Origin of the sequence: Prochlorococcus marinus XMU1419 (assembly GCF_017695955.1) — a bacterium.
Lineage (GTDB): Bacteria > Cyanobacteriota > Cyanobacteriia > PCC-6307 > Cyanobiaceae > Prochlorococcus_A > Prochlorococcus_A marinus_AD.
Genome location: NZ_JAAORO010000002.1, coordinates 281,267 through 303,322, shown reverse-complemented (window position 1 = coordinate 303,322; position 22,056 = coordinate 281,267). Strand labels below are relative to the sequence as shown.

22 protein-coding genes and 1 tRNA gene are annotated in these 22,056 nt (G+C 30.8%); 7 read left to right on the top strand and 16 right to left on the bottom strand.

Features of this window, described 5'->3' with window-relative positions; all coding sequences use genetic code 11:
* Window position 1: 1 nt before the first annotated feature.
* From HA151_RS05260 to HA151_RS05245, 4 genes are all read right to left on the bottom strand, one after another.
* Window positions 2–187 carry a hypothetical protein gene (locus tag HA151_RS05260; protein WP_209106442.1) on the bottom strand — a complete coding sequence of 62 codons (186 nt, stop codon included), beginning with the start codon at window positions 185–187 and terminating at the stop codon, window positions 2–4.
* 75 nt (window positions 188–262) lie between these two features.
* On the bottom strand, window positions 263–766 hold the full coding sequence (locus HA151_RS05255; protein WP_209106441.1) for a josephin: 504 nt from the start codon (window positions 764–766) through the stop codon (window positions 263–265).
* Window positions 767–990: 224 nt separating this feature from the next.
* Window positions 991–1,215, bottom strand: coding sequence for a hypothetical protein (locus HA151_RS05250; protein ID WP_209106440.1), 225 nt, complete (start codon window positions 1,213–1,215; stop codon window positions 991–993).
* 36 nt (window positions 1,216–1,251) lie between these two features.
* Window positions 1,252–1,461, bottom strand: a complete 210-nt coding sequence (locus HA151_RS05245; protein ID WP_245151597.1) for a hypothetical protein — start codon at window positions 1,459–1,461, stop codon at window positions 1,252–1,254.
* A 176-nt stretch (window positions 1,462–1,637) separates the two neighbouring features.
* Here HA151_RS05245 and HA151_RS05240 point away from each other — a divergent pair, with 176 nt between their 5' ends.
* Window positions 1,638–2,039, top strand: a complete 402-nt coding sequence (locus HA151_RS05240) for a hypothetical protein (protein ID WP_209106438.1) — start codon at window positions 1,638–1,640, stop codon at window positions 2,037–2,039.
* Between the two features lie 291 nt (window positions 2,040–2,330).
* Here HA151_RS05240 and HA151_RS05235 read toward each other — a convergent pair whose 3' ends face one another.
* Window positions 2,331–2,678, bottom strand: coding sequence for an HNH endonuclease (locus HA151_RS05235; RefSeq protein WP_209106437.1), 348 nt, complete (start codon window positions 2,676–2,678; stop codon window positions 2,331–2,333).
* Between the two features lie 134 nt (window positions 2,679–2,812).
* Here HA151_RS05235 and HA151_RS05230 point away from each other — a divergent pair, with 134 nt between their 5' ends.
* Together HA151_RS05230 and HA151_RS05225 are read left to right on the top strand one after the other, a co-directional pair.
* Entirely contained in the window at window positions 2,813–3,625 is an 813-nt protein-coding gene (locus HA151_RS05230) for a sulfite exporter TauE/SafE family protein (RefSeq protein ID WP_209106436.1), read from the top strand.
* A gap of 467 nt (window positions 3,626–4,092) precedes the next feature.
* The gene (locus tag HA151_RS05225; protein ID WP_209106435.1) at window positions 4,093–4,320 is read left to right on the top strand and encodes a hypothetical protein; all 228 of its coding nucleotides are present in this window, start codon (window positions 4,093–4,095) and stop codon (window positions 4,318–4,320) included.
* A 269-nt stretch (window positions 4,321–4,589) separates the two neighbouring features.
* Here HA151_RS05225 and HA151_RS05220 read toward each other — a convergent pair whose 3' ends face one another.
* From HA151_RS05220 to HA151_RS05180, 9 genes are all read right to left on the bottom strand, one after another.
* A complete protein-coding gene (locus HA151_RS05220; RefSeq protein WP_209106434.1) occupies window positions 4,590–5,384 on the bottom strand; it encodes an ABC transporter permease in 795 nt (264 codons plus the stop codon).
* Window positions 5,381–6,175, bottom strand: a complete 795-nt coding sequence (locus HA151_RS05215) for an ABC transporter permease (RefSeq protein WP_209106433.1) — start codon at window positions 6,173–6,175, stop codon at window positions 5,381–5,383. The genes HA151_RS05220 and HA151_RS05215 overlap by 4 nt, the downstream gene beginning before the upstream one ends.
* Window positions 6,165–7,160 carry an ABC transporter ATP-binding protein gene (locus HA151_RS05210; protein WP_209106432.1) on the bottom strand — a complete coding sequence of 332 codons (996 nt, stop codon included), beginning with the start codon at window positions 7,158–7,160 and terminating at the stop codon, window positions 6,165–6,167. Before HA151_RS05210 ends, HA151_RS05215 begins: the two co-directional genes overlap by 11 nt.
* 65 nt (window positions 7,161–7,225) lie before the next feature.
* Window positions 7,226–7,615 (bottom strand): cytochrome b6-f complex subunit PetP, encoded by a 390-nt coding sequence (petP, locus tag HA151_RS05205; protein WP_209106431.1) that lies wholly within the window; start codon window positions 7,613–7,615, stop codon window positions 7,226–7,228.
* 587 nt (window positions 7,616–8,202) lie between these two features.
* Window positions 8,203–8,279 (bottom strand) — tRNA-Met (locus HA151_RS05200).
* Between the two features lie 45 nt (window positions 8,280–8,324).
* Window positions 8,325–9,290 carry an asparaginase gene (locus tag HA151_RS05195; RefSeq protein ID WP_209106430.1) on the bottom strand — a complete coding sequence of 322 codons (966 nt, stop codon included), beginning with the start codon at window positions 9,288–9,290 and terminating at the stop codon, window positions 8,325–8,327.
* Window positions 9,291–9,785, bottom strand: a complete 495-nt coding sequence (locus tag HA151_RS05190; RefSeq protein WP_209106429.1) for a CGLD27 family protein — start codon at window positions 9,783–9,785, stop codon at window positions 9,291–9,293. It abuts the gene before it with no gap.
* A gap of 8 nt (window positions 9,786–9,793) precedes the next feature.
* The gene (rsfS, locus tag HA151_RS05185) at window positions 9,794–10,138 is read right to left on the bottom strand and encodes a ribosome silencing factor (protein WP_209106428.1); all 345 of its coding nucleotides are present in this window, start codon (window positions 10,136–10,138) and stop codon (window positions 9,794–9,796) included.
* Window positions 10,128–10,766, bottom strand: coding sequence for a DUF3318 domain-containing protein (locus tag HA151_RS05180; protein WP_209106427.1), 639 nt, complete (start codon window positions 10,764–10,766; stop codon window positions 10,128–10,130). Before HA151_RS05180 ends, rsfS begins: the two co-directional genes overlap by 11 nt.
* A gap of 107 nt (window positions 10,767–10,873) precedes the next feature.
* Here HA151_RS05180 and carB point away from each other — a divergent pair, with 107 nt between their 5' ends.
* Window positions 10,874–14,170, top strand: a complete 3,297-nt coding sequence (carB, locus tag HA151_RS05175; RefSeq protein ID WP_209106426.1) for a carbamoyl-phosphate synthase large subunit — start codon at window positions 10,874–10,876, stop codon at window positions 14,168–14,170.
* Window positions 14,171–14,421: 251 nt separating this feature from the next.
* Here carB and HA151_RS05170 read toward each other — a convergent pair whose 3' ends face one another.
* Window positions 14,422–16,068 carry an ABC transporter ATP-binding protein gene (locus HA151_RS05170; protein ID WP_245151612.1) on the bottom strand — a complete coding sequence of 549 codons (1,647 nt, stop codon included), beginning with the start codon at window positions 16,066–16,068 and terminating at the stop codon, window positions 14,422–14,424.
* 118 nt (window positions 16,069–16,186) lie between these two features.
* Here HA151_RS05170 and HA151_RS05165 point away from each other — a divergent pair, with 118 nt between their 5' ends.
* Genes HA151_RS05165 through folP form a run of 3 tightly spaced genes read left to right on the top strand, consistent with a single transcriptional unit; the run spans window position 16,187 to window position 17,970 of the window.
* Entirely contained in the window at window positions 16,187–16,363 is a 177-nt protein-coding gene (locus tag HA151_RS05165; protein WP_209106424.1) for an RNA-binding S4 domain-containing protein, read from the top strand.
* Between the two features lie 52 nt (window positions 16,364–16,415).
* Window positions 16,416–17,141, top strand: coding sequence for a triose-phosphate isomerase (tpiA, locus tag HA151_RS05160; RefSeq protein WP_209106423.1), 726 nt, complete (start codon window positions 16,416–16,418; stop codon window positions 17,139–17,141).
* Window positions 17,125–17,970 carry a dihydropteroate synthase gene (gene folP / locus HA151_RS05155; protein WP_209106582.1) on the top strand — a complete coding sequence of 282 codons (846 nt, stop codon included), beginning with the start codon at window positions 17,125–17,127 and terminating at the stop codon, window positions 17,968–17,970. Before tpiA ends, folP begins: the two co-directional genes overlap by 17 nt.
* An 8-nt stretch (window positions 17,971–17,978) precedes the next feature.
* Here folP and HA151_RS05150 read toward each other — a convergent pair whose 3' ends face one another.
* On the bottom strand, window positions 17,979–21,989 hold the full coding sequence (locus tag HA151_RS05150; RefSeq protein WP_209106422.1) for a magnesium chelatase subunit H: 4,011 nt from the start codon (window positions 21,987–21,989) through the stop codon (window positions 17,979–17,981).
* Between the last annotated feature and the right edge of the window lie 67 nt (window positions 21,990–22,056).

Below are 22,056 nucleotides of genomic sequence, written 5' to 3'. Positions count from 1 at the left end.
CTCAATTGTCTTTTTTTTCAGCTGCCGTTGCAAAATTAGAAGCTATTACACTTAAAAGTGCTACCACCTGCTCGTTTGGACAATTAGTATTTTTTTTTAAGTTTTCACATTCTTTTATGATCTTACTATAAGTGTCTTCGACTATTCCATTCATTTGATCATTACTAAAAGAATATGGCTTATTCATTTTTAATCAATAGATAACTTTATTTTTACTTAAATACTCCAAGAAGTAAATATTCAATCTTATTTAAAAATAGTATTATTTCCACATAGGTTCATTTTGCTTTTCACTGTTAACTATGTTTGGGATATAGGAATGTAGATTTTCAACTTTTACAGCCCACTTTTTTGTGTCTCCCTTTAAGCTTTTGCTTTTAATTAAGTTAATAAGGGAAATTCTTTTTCTGACTTTAAGAAGACCTATACAAGTTTCCCAAGCTTCTTGATTTTTATATATATCTACCCAAAAATCAAAAATACTTTCCAAGAGATTAAGTGGGAAATCAAAAGAAATCCCTATTGAAGGTCTTTCGAGTAAATAATTTTTATTTATTAATTCGTTGAATAAATTATTTATGTTTAAATTAATAGCAAAAAGAATATCTTTAGCTGATTCATTTCCTATTAATTCTTTTCTATAGCAATCTAAAAGGTTTTTATCGTCGAGGATACTTTCATCACAATTTTTGACTCCTACAATCCAAAAACCTTTTTCATCCTTTACTCCACTAGCAAGAAATAGATATTGAGGTATATGCTCCAAAACTTAAAAAGATATTTCCCATTTTTAACATTTTTTGCTGGCTGTGGAAATGTTTACCTAAATAAATCAAAATATTTATATCTAGTAAAATGAATTTAGTTGTTAGTATAAAAAAATGGAAAAAATGTTTAATTTAAATGAGCTAAAACTAATGTTTTTAGATCCAACTGATCTACTGATTAATAACATAAATAGATTTTTAAATAATAATAAAACAATTAAATTTATTTTTTCTTAGGAAATAATTTTCCTATTTTCTCTTGCTGCAAAGATTCTCTTTTTGTTCTTATTTTTTTATCTTCGAGAGATTCTTGATTTGTGCTTACAGCGTAGATAATATAAAAAATCATCCCAGTAAATATTAACCCTAAAAGAAGTATTAATAAACCTATAGGTTCTCTAGGACTTAAAATTTTTAAATCTAAAGATGAATTTAGGGAAATTATCATTAATTAAGTAATTTCTTTAAGTACTTTTAGAGAAATCTAATTGATTTCTTCGTAACCAAAAAATGTGGTGTTGTCTGAATTCTTATAACCATTAGCTGCCTCCTCAGGGTTTTGACTATCAATTTTCCTTGCTTTAGCATGAATCATATTGAATGGAAAAATCACTGCCCCAACGAAAAAATGAAGTATTAAAAAGTCTGAGGGAAGACCGTTTGTCCAATCAGGGAAAAATAACAATGTCAACATTGTTTCGTACATAATTAGTAGTCTGATAAACCTCTGACTATTATTACTGAACTTATTGCATTACTATTAATTTTTAATAAATTGAAATTTAATAATTCCAAAAATAATTATGAGACTTGATTTAAAGGATAATAAGAAAAACTGTTATATTACTAATAAGCATTGATTTATATCTATTGTTGAAATTCTTTTTTGGTTTATTTTTTTTTATAGTTTTTACATTAAATCCTATAGTTGGATTTGCTTTTGACACATCAGACCCTAGTGTTAGTTTACTTCAAAATAGGATTTCTAATAATTTTTCAAGAAAATATTGTAAGGCTATTCAAAATGGTTTTTCTAAAGATGAAGCAATGAAATCCGCTATTGTAAAAACAGAAAATATTATCTCATTTTCTTATAATCCACAAAAAAAATGGATTGAGAAGGGTGATTTGGCTAATCAAATTTCACTGAAAGTTGTAAATGATTGTGGACGTTCATTTGGCTTGATTGGGAAGGAAGGTGTTAACTACTTTAAATCATACTTTTTAGAAATATATGAAAAAACTACTCCAGACAAAAATTTTACTAAATAGATTAAGCAAATGAATAATATTCCAGATAAATTAGTAATGACTATAATCTTGATAACTATTTTTTTTGTATTTGGCTTAATTTTTTCAGTAAAATCTCCTGAGAGGAAGGTTATAGACTCACCAATAATTTGGAAAGATGACTATTCTAATATTAAGATTTTTAGGAGCAATAAAATAAATATAGAGGGAAGTAGAATCATTTGAACTATATTTAATATGCTTTGCCAAAATTGGAAGTAATATTAAGTTTTCATTCTAAATATTTTCTATTTGTTTAATAAATTCATATAATCATTTTTTATTTAAGTAATTCAAAAGAACCGAAGCAAGTCTTAAATCATCTTTAATCCATGCTCTTATTGCCATAGCCCTTCTTGGATCATAGTAATTTTGCTTTCTGTACCAGCTAAGAACTTCCGAATCTGATTTCTTGCCATTACAGTTCAAACAACATGGTACGCAATTACTTGTACTGCTAATACCTCCTTTTGACATGGGATGAAGGTGATCAAGTGATTCTGATGGGTTGCCGCAATAAATGCATTTATATGCAGTGATTTTATGAAGAGACTCTCTCCAGGTTTTATTATTTATTTTGGGACATAGCTGATCAAGGTGAATTGCATCTTGCTTATGCATGATTTCTTGATGATTTTTTTGATAATAACAGTTTTTATTTAATTATGATTTAAAAAAGAGAAGATAAAATTTTAAGATATAAGTTTATTTTTAGAATAACAATATTTATTTATACAACTTAGTGTTTAGATTTTATGCTTTATTTATTAACAAACTTTATTGATAGCCTTGAATATTCTTTTTTTAGGAGTATTTCAATATTTTTTATATCTTTTTTTTCTAATACTTTTTCAGCAATTTCTGGAGGTGGAGCAGGCTTACTTCAATTGCCTGCATTGATTTTATTTGGTGTTCCATATTATCAGGCTTTAGCAAGTCATAAATTAGCAACAGTAGCATTGGGACTTGGTGGTTCATTAAGAAATTACAAATCTCTAAAAAATTATATTAATGTTGTATTGCAAATTTTGATTTTTGGACTCCCAGGAGTATTTTTTGGAGCTTCTATCGTTGAATTTATATCAGAAAAGTATTTATATTTATTTTTAGGGGTGATTTCAATATTTCTCTCAATTTACTCATTTTTAAAATCAGATTTAGGTTTGTCATCTAGGGAAAATGGACTTAATTTGAATCAAAAAATTAGATTTTTAATTTTTATTTTCATAATAGGTATTCTAAATGGTTCTATTTCTTCAGGGACGGGATTGCTCGTAACGATACTTTTAATAAAAACCTATGGAATGGATTTTCTTAGTGCAATAAGTGTAACTTTTTTTACAGTTGGAATTTTTTGGAATTTCATAGGAGCTATTTTTTTGAGTAAAATAGGTACAGTATCTTTAAATTTACTTCTAATATTGATAGTTGGCTCTTTTACAGGAGGATATTTAGGAGCTCATCTATCAAAGTTAAAGGGAAACAAATTAATTAAAAAAACTTTTATAATCGTCTGTTTTTTTGTTGGGATTAGTTTACTTATGAAATCCCTAATCAGTTTTTTTTAGATTAATTACTTTTGAATATTAATGAGGTTAATGTCGATATAAAGGCTAAGGATAGCTATTAAAGTTATTAAAGTTTAGTTCATTTTGAATTTATTCATGATCCTAACTTTTAATAACTTATTTGTTGCATCAAATTATTTTTTTAAGTTAAAGCCTTTTTTAAAGGAGGGAAAAAAAAAAGGCCTCACATAAGTGTGGCCAGGTGATGGGGAACCTTATTTTTAAACCAATTTCTTAAAAAATGCAACCCCCTATCGGTAGTGCGTTAAAGATTACTGGTGCACACTACGGATAGTGCTTTAATGTTTTTCATTTATATTTTTGCGCAATTCAGAAATAATCTTGAAATAATACAATCCATAAGTGACCTTTTAAATTCCAGATTTAAAGTGTTTTTAGCGATTAAACTTGTTAAAAAAATTATGCATTGTATTATTCATATGAACTTTGTAAGTTAAAAAGCTTTAATGATTGAATTAACATTAATAACCCTTTTGAACTATGTTGGAGATAATTTCTGTGAATATAGAAATTTAGGTCATGATAATTATAAGTCTTTACTTCTTTCTTATAGTGATGCTAGTCACAAATTTGGTCCATTAGAAGTTAAAAAGGTTATTGAGAAGTCAGAAAATTTTAAAGTTACAGCTGTTGCTATTGCTGCAATTAAGTGTCCTCAACATATTGTTAAATAATGAAGTTTGAATTAAAAACTGAAAAGGAGAATTATTCTCAGTCTTTTTCAAATTTATTAAAAATTTTTTTAATATTCGGAATTTTCATTATCTTTTGCGATTTTGCTTTTAAATTAGGAATTATTTCAAGGCATTATCAAATTAAATATAACTGTAGACTTTTATCTGTTGAAAAAACTAAAACTAATTTTGAGAAATTATCGAGGCTTTCTAGTCTGAAAAGTAAACAAAGAATTTGGGAATTTTGTAGGGATATTGTTAAATAATATTTAACTTGAGGCAGATGTATAGAACTTTAAGGCATATAACCAAAACTTCCTAGATGTGAGGAAAAATACCATGGCAACAATAACTTCAAGCATTATTTTCCATAATTGAGAAGAACCAAGGAAAACCTCAGAGGGGATTGTAGTTATAAATGCAATAGGAATGAACACACTAAAAAATATTCTTAGAGACAAAGAAAATGAATTCAAAGGAAATCTTCCAATATAAAGGAATGATCTCAATACTTCAGTCGCGTTCCATGTTTTAACAAACCAAATAGTAGTTGTAGAGATAAAAAACCATAAGCTATATAAAATACTAATCGAACAAATTATTGTAATAAAAGATAAAGAAAAGAAACTTAAATTTAAATTTATTTGATTAATCCTGACGCAATATAATAATAAAAAAAATCCTAGTGTTATTTCTAAAATCCCAGAAGGATTTATTTTTTTTAATGAGATAAAAAATTGACTATCAATAGGTTTTAAGAGTACGAAATCTAATGTCCCTTCTCTTATATGTTTAACTATTTCTGTAAGATTGGGATTGAACCATGTACTAGTTATTCCATTCAAAATTGTATAAATACCTTGAATTATTAATGCTTGTTCAAATTCCCAACCTCCTATACTTTTATTGTTTTGAAAGAAAATAGATAATAAAAAAATACTCCCTATTAAACTTAAAATAGCAGAAATCAAATCAATTAATATATTTGTTTTGTACTCCAATTCAGAGGCTAAAGATGTATACAAAAATTTTGTATAAACTTTTAAATATTTTTTAAGGTTCATGACCCCATAGCAGTATATCTTTTCGTTCCTTCTAACCATATTTTTTTAAAGACTGGAAAAAACAATAGAATCCATAGAATTTGAATACTTAATCCTCTAAAAACATTTGTTGTATTTCCTGATAGTAGATTTGCAGGGAAATCGATTAGATAAGGAAAAGGAGTTAAATAAATCCATGATTTAACATATTCAGGAAATGAGGCTATTGGAGCTAATAGACCTGAGAGAAATAAAGTTGGGATAAATAATAATCTTTCGATTGAGGATGCTTTTTCTGTCCAAAAACATAAACATGCAACTATTGACTGAATTAAAAATTGAATTAAGAATGATAGGAAAATCGATATTATAGATAAGATTAAAATGCCCAAATTTGGTATCCATATACTTTCTGGATTGAAAATAAAAAATAAAAATGCGATTATTAGCGCGAAAGGAAATCTTGTGATTTGTTCTGCAAGATGTTGTGCAAAATATCTAAAAAATGGATTTAATGGTTGAATTAGGTACGGAGATACTTTACCCATAAGCGAATCTTCTTCAAAGCTAAATACAACCCAAACTACTGAAAACTGTCTAACAAAAAAAGCACACAAGAAATACCTGGAAAGCATAACATCACTAATGTTTATTGATTCATTAAGGTTATTGTTTGTCCATATGTTTAACATGAAAAATGGAATAATTCCAGAAATCGCCCATAATGCGATTTCCACCCTATATTCCAACATGTTTGAATATTGGACTTTTAATAAAGTGAAAAACTTATTCTTAATCAAATTAGATATCATAATCTTTTTTAATTAAAATTTTCCCAATTATTTCATCTACTGGTGGCTCATTTATATATAGGTCTTCAATATCAAAATTATTTAGGATAGTTCTCAATGAAGAGGTAATAGATTTATTTTCAACTTTTATTGTGATCTCATTCTTCGTTTTATTTTTAACAGTAAAACTTGAATTAACCAACTTAAATGCATCTTCTTCAGAGCGACAAACTATTAATATTTCCTTAACAGGAGAAAGTTTTTTTAATAATTGGTCGAGCTTCCCATCATATGAGATAGATCCATTATGAACACATATAACTCTTTTGCATAGCGATGTAATATCTTTCATGTAATGACTCGTTAAGCATATCGTTGCATTAGTTTCGTCATTATATTTTTGAAGAAATTTTCTTAAATTTCTTTGTGCATTAATATCTAAACCAAGTGTTGGCTCATCTAAAAATAAAATATTTGGTTCATGTATCAAAGCAGCTAGTAATTCTGACTTCATTCGCTGACCTAGGGATAACTTTCTAACAGGTATATATAGCTCGTCATCTATCTCAAGCATATCTGATAATTTTTTTATTCTTCTTTTTGCCTCGTACTTATCTAGGTCATATATTGATGCATTTAAATAAAATGACTCTATTGGTGGAAGATCCCAAATAAGTTGTTGTTTTTGCCCCATTATTAAGGTAATGATCTTCAGAAAATTTTCTTTTCTTCTGAAAGGTAAGTGGCCTGAAACTGAAATTGAACCATCACTTGGATAAATTAAGCCACAAAGCATTTTTAAGATTGTTGTTTTCCCAGCTCCATTAGCTCCAAGAAAACCTACTATTTCTCCCTGTTTAATTTCAAAACTTATATTTTTTATTACTTCTAAACTTTTTGTCTGTCTTCTAAAGAAATGTTTAAAGGTTCCTTTTAGGCCTGGTTCTTTAGAAGAGATATAAAATGACTTAGATAAATTCCTGACTTCAATAATATTTTTTGACATTTCTATTTTTAAAATTTCCTAGTGTTTTACTTAAATTTTTTATATCTTAAAAAAATTTTGATTGTTTAAAAAATATCTTTCATCGATACAATTAGCCAGAGAAAAAAGTTAATTGGATTAAGTAACTCACTAACCTTATTTTTATTCTCATACTTTAATTTAAATAAGATTCCTGATATTAAATTATTTTCCTGTTCTTTATCAATATTTTTTTTAATTACATTACCATTTTCGTCAAGAAGGTCTATTTCATTTTCAAAGAACCATTGTTCTTTTCCATTAGATAATCGCAAGATAACTCCTATGCCTTTACCATCAGTTATTCTAAAATCACTTATTTTACCCAAGGGAGAAATACTTAGAGCATCAATGATTTCTTTATTAAGTCTATCTTTAGATAGTTCTAAATTTACACGAACATTATTTCCTATTTTAGTTTTATCTAAAATTGACATTTTTTTAGGTTATTATACTTACTCTAAAAAGAATAATGTGATTTTCCTGCAAAATTGATTCTTTTCAAAATTTATGATTTTTTAAATATCGCTTCAAGAATTCTTTTTATCAAGATTGTTAATAATCGCAAAAAGACAAAAAATAAACCTAACCATCCTAATATTATTGCTATTGATAGCAAGTTTGAGCCTAGATCACGCTGAAGTAAATTCTGCACAAATTTTTAAATTATGTGATTTTAACTCTACATTAATTATTTTATTTAAAAAATAAAAGGATCAAATTTTAGATTTTTTTTAATTCTTTGTTATTGACTATTTTATGAAAAGATTTATGAGCTAAAGTTATAATTAGAATCTTTATTAAAATTTTGGATTTATCATTGAACTCTTATGTGGGAATTTTTTTAATAATTATTGGACTAATAGTTAGAGTTGACTTAAAATTTTCAATCCAAAGGGATCTATGAAGAGTTTTTAAAGCGCTTTTTTGTTTGATATAAAACCTTGCAGTTTTTCGGCAACCTAAATTAAATACCAAAATTAATTGGAAATACTAAAAAAGCAGCCATTAGGCTGCTTTTACATGGTGGCGGGGGGGAGATTTGAACTTCCGACCTTCGGGTTATGAGCCCGACGAGCTACCAGACTGCTCTACCCCGCGGCATATACATAGCATACATCTGAAAGGGTTGTTTTTTTTATTTCTTTATGATTCTTGGAATTTTAATTGACCATTAACTTCAATTCTCACTCCTTGAGACAAATTAAAAACCTTTTCTTCAATGTCTTGAATTCTTAAGTCAGATATCCACTCTAATTGTTTTAGTAAGTGAAGACTAACAGCATGTTTAGCTCTTTTTGAACCATCTTCTACTTTTAAAGCCAGTCCTATTCCTTCATTAACCTTACAAAGGCACTGTATCCCTTCTGCTCCACCTTTACTTATGACATGTCCGTGAGAGGACTTAATTATTTCCGTATCAAATTTATTATTGTCACTTATCATTAATGGATTTGTTGTCATAGCTCTACTTATTTGCTCTAATTCAGCATTTTCGGAACTGCTTAGAAGTGAATATAACTTTGACATTTGTATTAGCTTTAAATAGAGAGTTGGGGCGCCACAGTCATCACGTTCTGCATTTATTTCAGATAATGGGATTTCAAGTAATTCGGAAACAATTCTGAATATTTCAACCTGAAGTGGATGATTCCCTTTTAAGTAACTATCTAATGGCCAATTTAGTTTTTTACATGTAGCTAAAAAAGCAGCATGCTTACCTGAACAATTATGCTCTAATGGGCTTGTTTTTAATAAAGGACATTTCAAATTATTAATGTCTATATCGTGTTCCCATAAAATTTTGAAGGCTTCCCGCGAATGAAGTTTTGATCCACTATGTGAACCGCATGCTAATGCTATCGATTTTGAAGCATTGTTAATTTTTGATGCGGCTCCACTGCTAACAAAAGGTATTGCTTGGAATGGTTTTAATGCTGATCTTATAAAACTTTTATATTCTGGATTCCCAGCACACATTAGAACCCTGCCCTTTTTGTCGCTAATAACAGCATGAATTTTATGAATTGACTCAATCTTTGAACCTCTAATTAAGGTTGCTTGTAAAGGGGGGTTGTTAGATGTGTAAAGGTTTTTAAAGTTTGAACTCATTTAGAAATTGTTATATTGAAAAAGCAGAATTCCTGACAAAGCTAAAACTGAGATGATAGAAAGAATTTGAATTAAATTTCTTAAGATAGGTTTTACCTCAATTGAGGCAATAAGTGATTCCTTTTCTTTTAAAACTAATGGCTTTATCCATACTTGACCGTCATACCAACCGGACTCTTCGTATTCAACTTTTTCAGAGGTTAGTCTTTTAAATATGTGATTCCAACCAATATATAATCTTAAAGTAACTAAAAGAGGTATTGATAAGCTGCTAAAGAGGCTTATTAGAATATATTTTAGAGTGGACTTTTCGAAATATATACTTCCTGAGGAAATAACGAGAAATATAAAAAAAGAAACTACCCAAAATTTAATCAATACAAGAATTAATGAGATTTTTGTTTTAGGCCAAGAAAAAATGACTGATTTTGATAATTCAATAAATTCATTTGTGGGTTGTTGTTCCTTAGGGACAGGACATTTAGATTCGCTCATAATATAAATTATGGAAAAGTAAGACCGTCTCCATTACTCCAAAAAGATTCAAGATCATAATATTTTCTTACTTCCGGCTGAAAAATATTTACTATTAAATCACCATAGTCAAGTAAAGCCCATTTTGCCTCGTTAACTCCTTCCTTTCTTATTGGTTCAATCTTAGCTTTATCTCTCAATTCTCCTTCTACAGAGTTAGTAATGGATCTAACCTGGACATCAGACAATCCCTCTGCAATTAATATCCATTCGCTTATGAAAGATACCTTATCAATTTTTATAAGTTTTATATCTTTAGCCTTTTTTTCATCACAAGCTTTGGCTGCCATGTATACTAAATTCTTATTGTCCATATACATTTTCGCTTGAAACTGACTTTTCTGATCCTTCTTGCTGAGATAATTCAGATCTAGCTTTTTCAGCACTTTTTCTTAAGGCATCTAATCTATCCTCAAAGAAACTTCTTTTTTTCTTTTTTCTAGTGTTCTCAATTAATTCTTTTAATGCTCCTCCGAGGCTTTTATAAGCATTTGGAATACTATAACCAAATCTGCAAGCAAGATCTATCGCTCTTTCGTCTGCAAGAATAGCGTCCTGAAGTTTTTTTTCAGAATTATTTTTAATATATAATCTATAACCTGCAAAACTTGATAACCCAAGAGCTAGTAATAGTAGTAAACCATCTTGTACCCACAATTCCCCTATAGCTCCTCCAAGCCCTATAGCAAGAGCAGCCATTTCCCAACCGTCTCTTGGTATTGTGTCGTTTTGAATTTTGCCTACTTCATGCCAAAACAATAAATTTCTGTGGTCAATTGCAAAGTTATCCCAAGTATCTAGGTCTATTTGAATTTCTACTTCGTCGCGACCGATTTCCTCAAGTGTAATTAAAGGTGGGTCTATAGCAGCAGCAGCTTCAACAAATACCCAACTTTCATTTTCCGGAGGCAACAAACTTTTAAGTCGCTGAAGTTCGCTCATAAAAAATTAATTTCTACCAATACTATAGAAACAAATGTTGCTTTTCAAGTAACTTGATTAACATCTGATGATTTATAAGTAGCATGAAATAAATGTAGTTTTAAATTATGCCTCAAAGAGGTGATCTTAAAAGAATTCTTATTCTAGGTTCAGGCCCGATCGTTATAGGTCAAGCTTGTGAATTTGATTACTCTGGTACTCAAGCCTGTAAAGCTTTAAGAAAAGCTGGTTATGAAATTATTTTAATAAATTCAAATCCGGCATCAATAATGACTGATCCTGAGATAGCAAATAAAACATATATAGAACCATTAACTCCTGAAATAGTTTCTCAGATCATTTTAAGAGAAAAACCTGATGCAATTCTTCCCACCATGGGTGGTCAAACTGCTTTGAATCTTGCAGTTAAATTATCTGAGTCAGATTTTTTAAAAAAAAATAATGTTGAATTAATTGGAGCTAATTTAGAAGCTATTAATAAAGCTGAAGATAGAAAACTGTTTAAAGAATCGATGGAAAAAATAAATGTAAATGTATGCCCTTCTGGAATAGCTTCAGATCTAACTGAGGCAAAAGATGTATTAAAAAAAATCGATTCCTACCCTCTTATAATAAGACCTGCATTTACTCTAGGTGGTGTAGGAGGTGGAATTGCATATAACCTTGAGGAATTTGTTGAATTCTGTAAAACAGGATTGGATGAAAGTCCAAGTAACCAAATATTAATCGAAAAATCACTTATTGGATGGAAAGAGTTTGAATTAGAGGTAATGAGGGATACTGCAGATAACGTAGTAATAGTTTGCAGTATTGAGAATTTAGATCCAATGGGTGTGCACACTGGAGATTCTATTACTGTAGCTCCCGCACAGACTTTAACTGATAAAGAATATCAAAGACTTAGAGATTTATCATTGAAAATAATTAGAGAGGTTGGTGTTGAGACTGGGGGGAGTAATATCCAGTTCGCAATAAATCCCTCTAATGGAGAGGTAATTGTCATCGAAATGAATCCACGTGTGAGTAGATCCTCTGCTTTGGCAAGTAAAGCTACTGGATTCCCCATAGCTAAAATTGCAGCTTTATTATCTGTTGGCTATACACTTGATGAAATTATTAATGACATTACAAAAAAAACACCTGCTTGTTTTGAACCTTCAATCGATTATGTCGTTACAAAAATTCCGAGATTTGCATTCGAAAAGTTTAAAGGCTCGTCAAATACTTTAAGTACATCTATGAAATCAGTTGGTGAGTCAATGGCAATTGGTCGCTCTTTTGAAGAATCATTTCAAAAAGCGTTAAGGTCCTTAGAACTAGATATTTGTGGATGGGAATGTGATTCACTTGATCCAATTAATAACGAGAATGACTTAAAGAATAGCTTAAGAACTCCTACATCTGAAAGGATTCTCATATTAAAAAAAGCTATGGAACTTGGAAAAACCAATTCTTATATTCAAGAAATTACGAATATTGATTTATGGTTTATCGAAAAATTACACAATATTTTTGATTTTGAACAAAACTTTTTGAAAGATAAAGAACTTTATGATCTAGATAGAGATTTGATGTTACATGCTAAACAATTAGGCTTTTCAGATCAACAGATTGCAAATTTGACTCATTCTGAGTTCTTTGAAGTAAGAAAATATAGAAAAGATTTGAACATAATCCCAATTTATAAAACTGTTGATACTTGTTCAGCAGAATTCTCATCATCTACTCCCTATCATTACTCAACATACGAGGATTATTTTATTAATTTAAAATCTCAAGTTTTTGAAAGCGAGATTTCAACAAATAATAAATCAAAAAAAATTATGATTCTTGGTGGGGGTCCAAACAGAATTGGTCAGGGAATTGAATTTGATTACTGTTGTTGCCATGCTTCATATCAGGCTTCCACCAATGGTTATAAAACAATTATGGTTAATAGTAACCCTGAGACTGTATCAACAGATTACGATACTAGTGATATTTTATATTTTGAACCTGTAACTTTGGAGGATGTACTAAATATATTAGAAGCTGAAAATCCTGATGGTTTGATTGTTCAATTTGGAGGCCAAACTCCCTTGAAATTATCAATGCCCTTATTTGATTGGCTTAAATCAAGTGATGGTGCCAGAACTGGATCAAAAATACTTGGTACTTCACCAATTTCAATAAATCTAGCAGAAGATAGAGAGGAATTTACAAAAATACTTGAAGAATTAAATATCAGGCAACCTTTAAACGGATTAGCTCGCACTAAAGAAGAGGCGCAAATTGTAGCAAAAAATATAGGTTTTCCTCTAGTTGTAAGACCCTCTTATGTTCTGGGAGGAAGGGCAATGGAAATTGTTAAGAATGAGAATGAACTATCAAGATATATCTCTGAGGCAGTGAAGGTATCACCTGATCATCCAATACTTCTCGATCAATATTTGAATAATGCAATTGAGATAGATGTTGATGCTTTATGTGATTTAGAAGGTTCGGTTGTAATTGCTGGACTAATGGAGCATGTTGAACCTGCAGGAATACATTCTGGTGATTCTGCATGCTGTTTACCATCAATATCTCTTTCATCTTCCACTTTAGAAACCGTTAGGAATTGGACCAAATTAATAGCAAAAAGACTAAATGTTGTTGGCTTAATTAATTTGCAATTTGCGGTAACTAATTTAAATAACAATGAAGATCAAGTATTTATTCTTGAAGCTAATCCAAGAGCTTCAAGGACAGTCCCATTTGTTTCAAAAGCTATAGGTAAACCAGTAGCTAAACTAGCTACCCAATTAATGCAGGGACTTACATTAGAAAATATTAATTTTACTAAAGAATATTATCCAAAGTATCAGGCAGTAAAGGAAGCTGTTTTGCCTTTCAAAAGATTTCCAGGATCCGATACACTTCTTGGTCCAGAAATGCGATCTACTGGAGAAGTAATGGGTTTAGCAAAAGATTTTGGAATTGCTTATGCAAAGTCAGAATTGGCAGCAGGAAATGGAGTCCCTTCTGAAGGCGTAGCTTTTTTGTCTACTAATAATTTGGATAAAAAATATCTTGAAGAAATTTCTAAGGAATTGTTGATTTTAGGGTTTAAATTAGTTGCAACAAAGGGTACAGCATCATACTTACTTGATCTAGGTATTCAAGTTGAAGAAGTCCTAAAAGTACATGAAGGTAGACCAAATATTGAAGATTTAATACGCTCTGGACTTATTCAATTAATAATTAATACTCCAATTGGTTCTCAGGCTCTGCATGACGATGCATATTTAAGAAGGGCTGCAATAGAATATAATATTCCGACTTTTACAACAATTCCAGGAGCCAAGGCAGCTTTAAAAGCAATTAAATCTCTTCGAAGTAATAAAATCGATACTTACTCTCTACAAGAAATTCATAATTATTAAAACTCTACCCTAAGTTTTTAACTTTTCTCATAATTGATTTGCTTAGGAGTTTCGGCTAATTGATAGTAATTTCAATGTTTCTTTGTTCAACTTAATTTATATTTCTGCTATTTTTAATCCTTTTATTGATTCTTCTATATCTTTAGAGAGTTCATTTATTATATTTCTTACCTTCAATGGTTAAAACTTGATTTGAAGAATTACTTGAGTTTTGCTTAATGGATTCAACTTTTAAAAAATTTAGATAAAAATTATATGCTTTTAATTAATTGTTTTTCACATAATTCTTTATAAATTCCTTTTTTATTAAGTAAATCAAGATGTTTCCCAATCTCAACAATTTTACCCTTATCAAAGACAATAATTTTATCCGCTTCTTGAGTAGTGGCTAATCTATGAGCAATTACAATTACAGTTCTACCCTTCATGGCTCTATTAAGACCTTCTTGTACCTCTGATTCTGATTCTGCATCTAATGCACTTGTTGCCTCATCTAAAAGAAGAATTGATGGATTTCCTAGAATTGCTCTTGCAATTGCTAACCGTTGAATCTGACCTCCTGAGAAATTTGATCCTCTTTCAGTAATCCTTGTCTCATATTTATCTGGTAGGGTTCTAATAAAGTTGTGAGCATTTGCCTTTTTTGCTGACTCTATAACTTCTTCTTTTGAAAATTTTCTACCCATCCTTATTACATCAATAATTTTCCCTGAAAATAAAAAAGGCTGTTGTTGAACAAGTGCAATATTATTTCTTATGTCTTTTGTATTTAATGATTTTAGATTTTTACCATCAATATAAATATCTCCATTATTTGGCGTTATAAATTTTAATATTAATGCCATCATCGTGCTTTTCCCAGCACCTGAAGCTCCCACGAAAGCTGTAACTTCTCCTTTTTTGATTTCTAGATTTATATCTTTAAGAACATTATTATCTTTTTTGTATTCAAAATTTACTTTTTTGAAACAGATTTCACCTTCAATATTTAATATCCTTGTTAAATTTTTTTTGTTGTCTTCGATAGGTGCTTGATTTATGTTTTTCAACCTTTTTATAGATGCTTCTGCTTGTTTGTAATCATTAAAATTTGTACTTACATGGCTTATTGGATCAATAAGCATTAATATTGCAGCGAAAAAACTGCTAAATTCTTGACTCGTTAGAAGGCCTAGGTTAATTCTTGCTGCTCCTAAACCTAATACTGCTAGTATTCCAAATGCTTCTAAAAAGCCAACAATCGGATGCTGAAATGCAAGTAATTTTAATGTTTTATATTTTGCTTTTTTATTTGCACCTAATCTCTTTTGAAATCTGTTCTCAATCCAGTTTTCGGCGGCAAAAGCTCTTATTGTTGACATCCCATTAATTGATTCACCAATTAATCCTGCTAGGTCACTAGTTGATTCTTGACTCTTCTCAGATGCTAATAAAACTCTTCTTCCAAAACTATTAACAGAAAGAATAATCATTGGTGCTAATACAAAAGTTGATAATGTCAGTGACCAATCTAAATAAATCATATAAATTATTACGGCTAATAATTGTAAGGTACATGGAATAGTATCCTGAGCTGTTTTATAAATAACTTCGCTTACTCTATCTGCGTCTTCCGTAAGTCTATATGTTATGTCTCCGGCGGAAATCTTTTCAATAGAATTCAAATTTATTTTTTGTATTTTACTAAATAAATTTCCTCTCATTATTTCACTAATTTCCAGGGATGGTTTCGCAATAAAAACATCTTGTCCAAATTGGGCAGTTTTTTGTATCAAAAATATTAATAAAGACTTAACTATTATGTTAAAAACTCTTACAAGGTCGCCAGTTCCAATTGCCGGAATTAAGTTTCCCGCTAAATAAGCTAATAAAGGCCAACAACCTACATAGATAAGCATGCATACAAAACCCTTAATAAACTTAGTTGAATATGGTCTGATTGATGGGATTAATCGCAAGATATTATATATTTTATTGTTTATCCTATTTTATCAATATCTTTGATTTTACAAAACAATGAAATTAGATCAATTCTTAAAATGGCAAAATTTGGTCTCTTCTGGCGGAGAGGCTAAATTATTCATTAAATCAGGTTCAGTTAAAGTAAATGGTGAAATTGAAACTAGAAGAGGGAGGAAACTAAATAGAGGAGATAAAGTTATGTTTCTAAAAAATGAATTAATTTTTGAATAGTTGGCTTATTCAGCTCGGTTTATATTAATATGTTTTTCTTGGAGATAGTATTTTGAGAAAATCTGTAATTGCCGGTAATTGGAAAATGAATATGACTTGTGCTGAGTCTAAATCCTATTTAGAGGAGTTTTTACCCTTAATAAAAAGTATTAAGAATGATCGTAAAGTAGTTATTGCTCCCCCATTTACTGCTATTTCAACCTTTTCTAATCACACTAATTTTGATTATTTAGATATTTCAAGTCAAAATATTCATTGGGAAGATGAAGGAGCATTTACAGCCGAAATATCACCTAAAATGCTTCTTGAACATAGAGTCTCATATGCAATAGTCGGTCACAGTGAACCAAGGAAATACTTTAGTGAAAGTGATGAACAAATTAATAAAAGAGCAGTTTTTGCTCAATCCAATGGACTCACTCCAATAGTTTGTGTAGGTGAAACATTGGAACAAAGAGAGAGAGGTGAAGCTGATAGAGTTATTACTAGACAGGTTGAACAGGGACTAGAAAATACAGATCCAGCTAATCTCATAGTCGCCTATGAGCCAATTTGGGCTATTGGGACTGGTAAAACATGTGAAGCTAAAGACGCAAATAAGATATGTTCTTTGATTAGAAAATTAATAGGTTTTGAAGATGTGATTATTCAATATGGAGGATCAGTTAAACCTAATAATATTGACGAAATTATGTCAATGAGCGATATAGATGGAGTTTTGGTTGGAGGAGCTTCATTAGATCCTAAGAGTTTTGCAAGAATTGCAAATTATCAATAATAAAAACCCATGGCCAGAAGGCTGGGGCCAAAAAACTTCAATTATGGGTGTTATTAATTTAACACCTGATTCATTTAGTGATGGAGGCGATTTAAATTCTTCAAAGAAAGTACTAAATCAAGTTAAAAATTTCTTATATAATGGAGTTGATATTATTGATCTCGGAGCTCAGAGTACTAGGCCTGGGGCCCAGGAAGTTGGATCTAATGAAGAAATTAAAAGGTTGATTCCTTATTTGAAATTAATAAAATCTGAATACCCTGAGATCTTAATTTCTATTGATACATTTCATTCTGACGTTGCTCACGAAGCTCTTATAAATGGTGCAAATTGGATTAATGATGTTACGGGAGGAAGAAGAGATAAGGAGATTTTAGATGTTGTTGCAAAATTTAACTGCCCTTTTGTAATAACTCATAGTCGTGGAAATAGTAAAAATATGAATGATCTTTCAAAATACGATAATTTATTGAGTGAAGTTAAGTGCTCGCTTGATAAGTTGATAAAGAATGCTTTAGAAAAAAATATATCTGAAAGAAATATAATAGTGGATCCTGGAATTGGTTTTTCAAAGGATATCATTCATAATTTGGAAATTTTGAGAAACTTAGATGTATTTAAAAAATGGAATTTACCAATTTTGATTGGTGCATCAAGAAAAAGATTTATAGGCGAAATTTTGAATGAGAAAAATCCAAAAGAAAGGGATATAGGAACACTTGCAATAAGTTGTCTTTGTTCTCAATACAATATTGATATTGTAAGAGTTCACAACGTAAAACTAAATTATCAAATTCTGAAAGTAGCTGATAAGATCTACCGAAAATAATAAATTTATTATTCTTTAACTCCTTCGATTTTATCCTCTACCTCTTGGTATAGTTCTTTCAACTGTTCTATATTTTCATCTGAAGTTTCCCAATATCCCCTACCATTTACTTCTAGCAAAGTTCCAACAATTCTTCTGAAACTATTAGGATTAAGATCCATTAATCTTTTCCTCATCTCTTCGTCATTTATAAATGTTTCATTAGTTTCTTCATATACAAAATTATCTACTTGGCCACTTGTAGCACTCCAACCAAGAGTGTAATTAAGTCTGTTAGAAAGTTCTCTAACTCCTTCATAACCGGATTTGAGCATACCTTCATACCACTTAGGATTTAAAAGTTTTGTTCTTGAGTCTAATCTGATAGTTTCTCCAAGTGTTCTGACTTGAGCATTAGAAGTTGTAGTGTCCGCTATATAGCTATTAGGTTCTTTTCCATCATCTCTTAATGTCTTAATCAATTTTGTTGGATCTGAATCAAAATAATGACTTACATCTGTTAATGAAATCTCTGAGGAATCAAGGTTTTGAAATGTAACATCTGCTGTTTTCATTACTGATTCAAATACCTCTCTTTTTTGGTTCATCTCACCTGGATTATCAGCATTAAAAGCATATGTTTTACGTGATAAATACATTTCTTGTAGTTCATTTTCTTCTTCCCAAGTTGAATTTTCTACGGCTAAATTAACATTTGAACTGTAGCTTCCACTTGCATTAGAGAAAACTCTCGCTGAAGCTTCTCTGATAGAGGTGCCTTCTTTTTCTGCTTGTTCTAGTGAATGTTTCCTTACAAAATTAAATTCCAATGGTTCATCAGCCTCTGCAGCTAATTTGACTGCCTGATCTATTAATGCCATTTGATTGATAAATAGATCTCTAAATACCCCTGAACAGTTAACCACTACGTCTATTCTTGGCCTACCTAATTCTTCTAAAGGAATTAATTCTAGTTTGTTGATTCTGCCAACAGAATCAGGTTTTGGTTTTACCCCAACAAACCATAAAATTTGAGCCAGTGATTCTCCATAAGTTTTGATGTTATCAGTACCCCATAAAACACAAGCTATTGTTTCAGGCCAAGTCCCTTGCTCTTCCTTTTGTCTTGCAATTAATTTGTCAACCACAGACTTTGCTGCAGCTACTGCAGCTGTAGTTGGGATTGATTGAGGATCAAGTGCATGGATATTTTTACCACTGGGCAAAACGCCTGGATTTCTTATAGGATCTCCACCTGGTCCAGGTAAAACATAATTCCCATCTAGTGCTTTAATAAGGCTATCCATTTCTTTGTCTGCGCAAACCTGTTCAAGACAGAAAAGTAAGTAATCAAATAATTTATTTAAATCCTTCTGATTAACTTCATTAAACCCATTTGATCTGCAGACTCTTAGCCAAGGGGTAGGCAAATTCAGGCCAAAAATTTTAAGTAAGTCAAAAAGTTTGGAAAGAAGTGATTTTTCTAGATAAACTCTGCCATCAACAATTTTTAAAGAGTTGACCATCGCAAAAATAGACTCTCTCGCTGTCTTTATGATTTTTTCATTTAACTCTACAAATTTAAGTTCACCTTTATTATTACCATCATAAATTTGTTCAATAGTTAGACCCATGGATTCTGCAAGTAATCCAGGAAGAGATCTTAAGTCCTCTTGTTCTCTCTCTAAAGATGCAATATTTACAAGTGTTGCAACAGCTTCTTCTGCTGTTGGAGCTTCTCCAATAGTATGAAGACCGCAAGGTAATAATCTACTTTCAATTTCCATCAACTGTTTATAAACATTGCCAACAAATAAATCTCTTTCGTCTAATGAAAGTTCTTCTACGTCTTTTGAAGGAAGCTCTACATCCTTGTCAAGGTTGCATTGTTTAGAGGTCTCAACTATTGCATTAACAATTTGAATACCCCTACTATTTTCTCTTAATTGTTGATAAGAACCAACGAGTTCACTTAGTTCTTTAAGCCCTTTGTAGAGTCCTGCATTTTCTGCAGGAGGAGTTAAATAGCTTATGGTTGAAGCGTATCCTCTTCTCTTAGCAATTGTTGCTTCAGATGGATTATTCGCAGCGTAATAATACAAATTAGGCAATGATCCAATAAGGGAATCAGGGTAGCATGTTTCACTCATGCCCATCTGTTTCCCAGGCATAAATTCCAGTGAGCCGTGAGTACCAAAATGAAGAACCGCATCAGCACCCCAGATTTTTTCTACATAAGTGTAGTAAGCAGCAAAACCATGATGAGGACTAGCACTTCTTGAATAGAGTAATCTCATCGGATCACCTTCATAGCCAAATGTAGGTTGAACCCCTATAAAAACATTTCCAAAATGTTTTCCGTATATAAGAAGATTCTGTCCGTCACTATTAAGGTTCCCAGGAGGTTTACCCCAATTCTCTTCAAGTCTTTGTGAATATGGTGTGAATTCTTCGTATTCTTTTACTGACATTTTATGAGCAATATTTAACTCCGGAGAGCCATCCATTGCTTCTGGGTTGTTAATTACTTTTTCCATTAATTCTTTTGAATTATTTGGAAGTTCGTCTATTTGATAACCTTTTGACTTCATTTCGAGTAGCACTCTGTAAATTGAGCCAAAAACGTTTAAGTATGCTGCTGTTCCAACATTTCCTTTGTCTGGAGGAAAACTAAATACTGTAATAGCTAATTTTTTGTCTTTTCTTTGTTTTACTCTTAAAGTGGACCATTTTATTGCTCTTTCAGCAATTACATCTACTCTATCTTGTAGTGTATGAGCCTTACCTGTGGCATCATCACGACCTGAGAGAATGATAGGTTCAATTGCACCATCAAGTTCTGGAATTGCAATCTGAAGTGCTACTTGAACGGGGTGTAACCCTAAATCACTATCTTCCCATTCTTGTGTGGTTTGAAATACCAAAGGAAGTGCAACCATATAAGGTCTGTTTAGCCTTTTTAGGGCTTCAATAGCTTTAGGATGATCTTGCCTTGCTGGGCCACCAACAAGTGCAAAACCAGTTAAAGATACAACTCCATCTACTATAGGTTGATCTTTATTTATTGAATCATAATAAAATTCATTGACTGGTTTAGAAAAATCCAAACCCCCACAGAAGATAGGAAGTACTCTCGCACCTCTATATTCCAATTCTTGAATTACTGCAACATAATGAGCATCATCTCCTGTAACTATATGACTTCTTTGAAGCACTAAACCTATAGTTGGAGTTTTATTATCTTTAGGATTTATATCTTTCCTGTTATTCTCCCAATTTTGATATTCTTTAAGACTTTCAAACATACACGGCGCAAGAGGATGCCAAATTCCCAAATCTGGGAATGTTTCAGGGTCTTGAATTTTGAACTCTTCAATTTGATCTTTTATGTTCTCTGAAACTGCATACTTCTCAGAAATCATTAACAAGAAGTTTTTTAAGTTCTCAGTAGTACCACCTAACCAATATTGAAAACTCAGAATAAATGTTCTAGCATCTTGAGCTTTTTCTACTGGTAGGTATTTAAGTATTGAAGGTAGTGTATTTAATAACTTCAACATTGAATCTTGGAAGCTTGCTCCATCAGATTCTTTTTTCTTTTTTATAAAATCTCCAATAATACTTTTAGATTGGCCAAGTTGGGCCATGCTAAATGAACCTAACTTGTTTAATCTCATTACCTCTGGCATAGAGGGAAAAATAATTGAGGCTTTAAGTTTATCTTTATGTGGAGATACTGCATCAACTACTTTTTGAGCAAGATCTTCAATGAAAATTAGGGAAGCAACGAATATATCTGCATTAGCTATATCTTCTTTAAAATCTTCAAAATTACTTTCATTCCTAAGTTCTTCGATAAGATAGCCACTAAGGTCTATACCTATTGGCCCATTCATCTCGTTAATTGACTTTGCAGCTTCGGTTAAGGAATTTTGGTATTGTGGCTCAAGGACAACATAAACTGCTTTTATTACAACTTTGTGTTTGTTATCCTCAACAGGAGATACTCTGCGGTTTGCTGAGCGGACCTGCGTAAACATTGATTTTCTTTAAGTATTTCTACCAGCCTACGAGTGAAAAGACGTTATTGTGTGCAATATAAATAGC

Bases quoted from the DNA above. Each gene is read 5' to 3' on its own strand.
- rsfS (WP_209106428.1), bottom strand. From the start codon at position 10,138: ATGGACAATAAGAATTTAGTATACATGGCAGCCAAAGCTTGTGATGAA.
- HA151_RS05230 (WP_209106436.1), top strand. From the start codon at position 2,813: ATGCTTTATTTATTAACAAACTTTATTGATAGCCTTGAATATTCTTTT.
- HA151_RS05180 (WP_209106427.1), bottom strand. From the start codon at position 10,766: ATGAGCGAACTTCAGCGACTTAAAAGTTTGTTGCCTCCGGAAAATGAA.
- HA151_RS05190 (WP_209106429.1), bottom strand. From the start codon at position 9,785: ATGAGCGAATCTAAATGTCCTGTCCCTAAGGAACAACAACCCACAAAT.
- HA151_RS05170 (WP_245151612.1), bottom strand. From the start codon at position 16,068: ATGCTTATCTATGTAGGTTGTTGGCCTTTATTAGCTTATTTAGCGGGA.
- HA151_RS05210 (WP_209106432.1), bottom strand. From the start codon at position 7,160: ATGTCAAAAAATATTATTGAAGTCAGGAATTTATCTAAGTCATTTTAT.
- HA151_RS05250 (WP_209106440.1), bottom strand. From the start codon at position 1,215: ATGATAATTTCCCTAAATTCATCTTTAGATTTAAAAATTTTAAGTCCT.
- HA151_RS05260 (WP_209106442.1), bottom strand. From the start codon at position 187: ATGAATAAGCCATATTCTTTTAGTAATGATCAAATGAATGGAATAGTC.
- HA151_RS05235 (WP_209106437.1), bottom strand. From the start codon at position 2,678: ATGCATAAGCAAGATGCAATTCACCTTGATCAGCTATGTCCCAAAATA.
- HA151_RS05225 (WP_209106435.1), top strand. From the start codon at position 4,093: ATGATTGAATTAACATTAATAACCCTTTTGAACTATGTTGGAGATAAT.
- HA151_RS05220 (WP_209106434.1), bottom strand. From the start codon at position 5,384: ATGAACCTTAAAAAATATTTAAAAGTTTATACAAAATTTTTGTATACA.
- HA151_RS05195 (WP_209106430.1), bottom strand. From the start codon at position 9,290: ATGAGTTCAAACTTTAAAAACCTTTACACATCTAACAACCCCCCTTTA.
- HA151_RS05245 (WP_245151597.1), bottom strand. From the start codon at position 1,461: ATGTTGACATTGTTATTTTTCCCTGATTGGACAAACGGTCTTCCCTCA.
- petP (WP_209106431.1), bottom strand. From the start codon at position 7,615: ATGTCAATTTTAGATAAAACTAAAATAGGAAATAATGTTCGTGTAAAT.
- carB (WP_209106426.1), top strand. From the start codon at position 10,874: ATGCCTCAAAGAGGTGATCTTAAAAGAATTCTTATTCTAGGTTCAGGC.
- HA151_RS05165 (WP_209106424.1), top strand. From the start codon at position 16,187: ATGAAATTAGATCAATTCTTAAAATGGCAAAATTTGGTCTCTTCTGGC.
- HA151_RS05150 (WP_209106422.1), bottom strand. From the start codon at position 21,989: ATGTTTACGCAGGTCCGCTCAGCAAACCGCAGAGTATCTCCTGTTGAG.
- HA151_RS05215 (WP_209106433.1), bottom strand. From the start codon at position 6,175: ATGATATCTAATTTGATTAAGAATAAGTTTTTCACTTTATTAAAAGTC.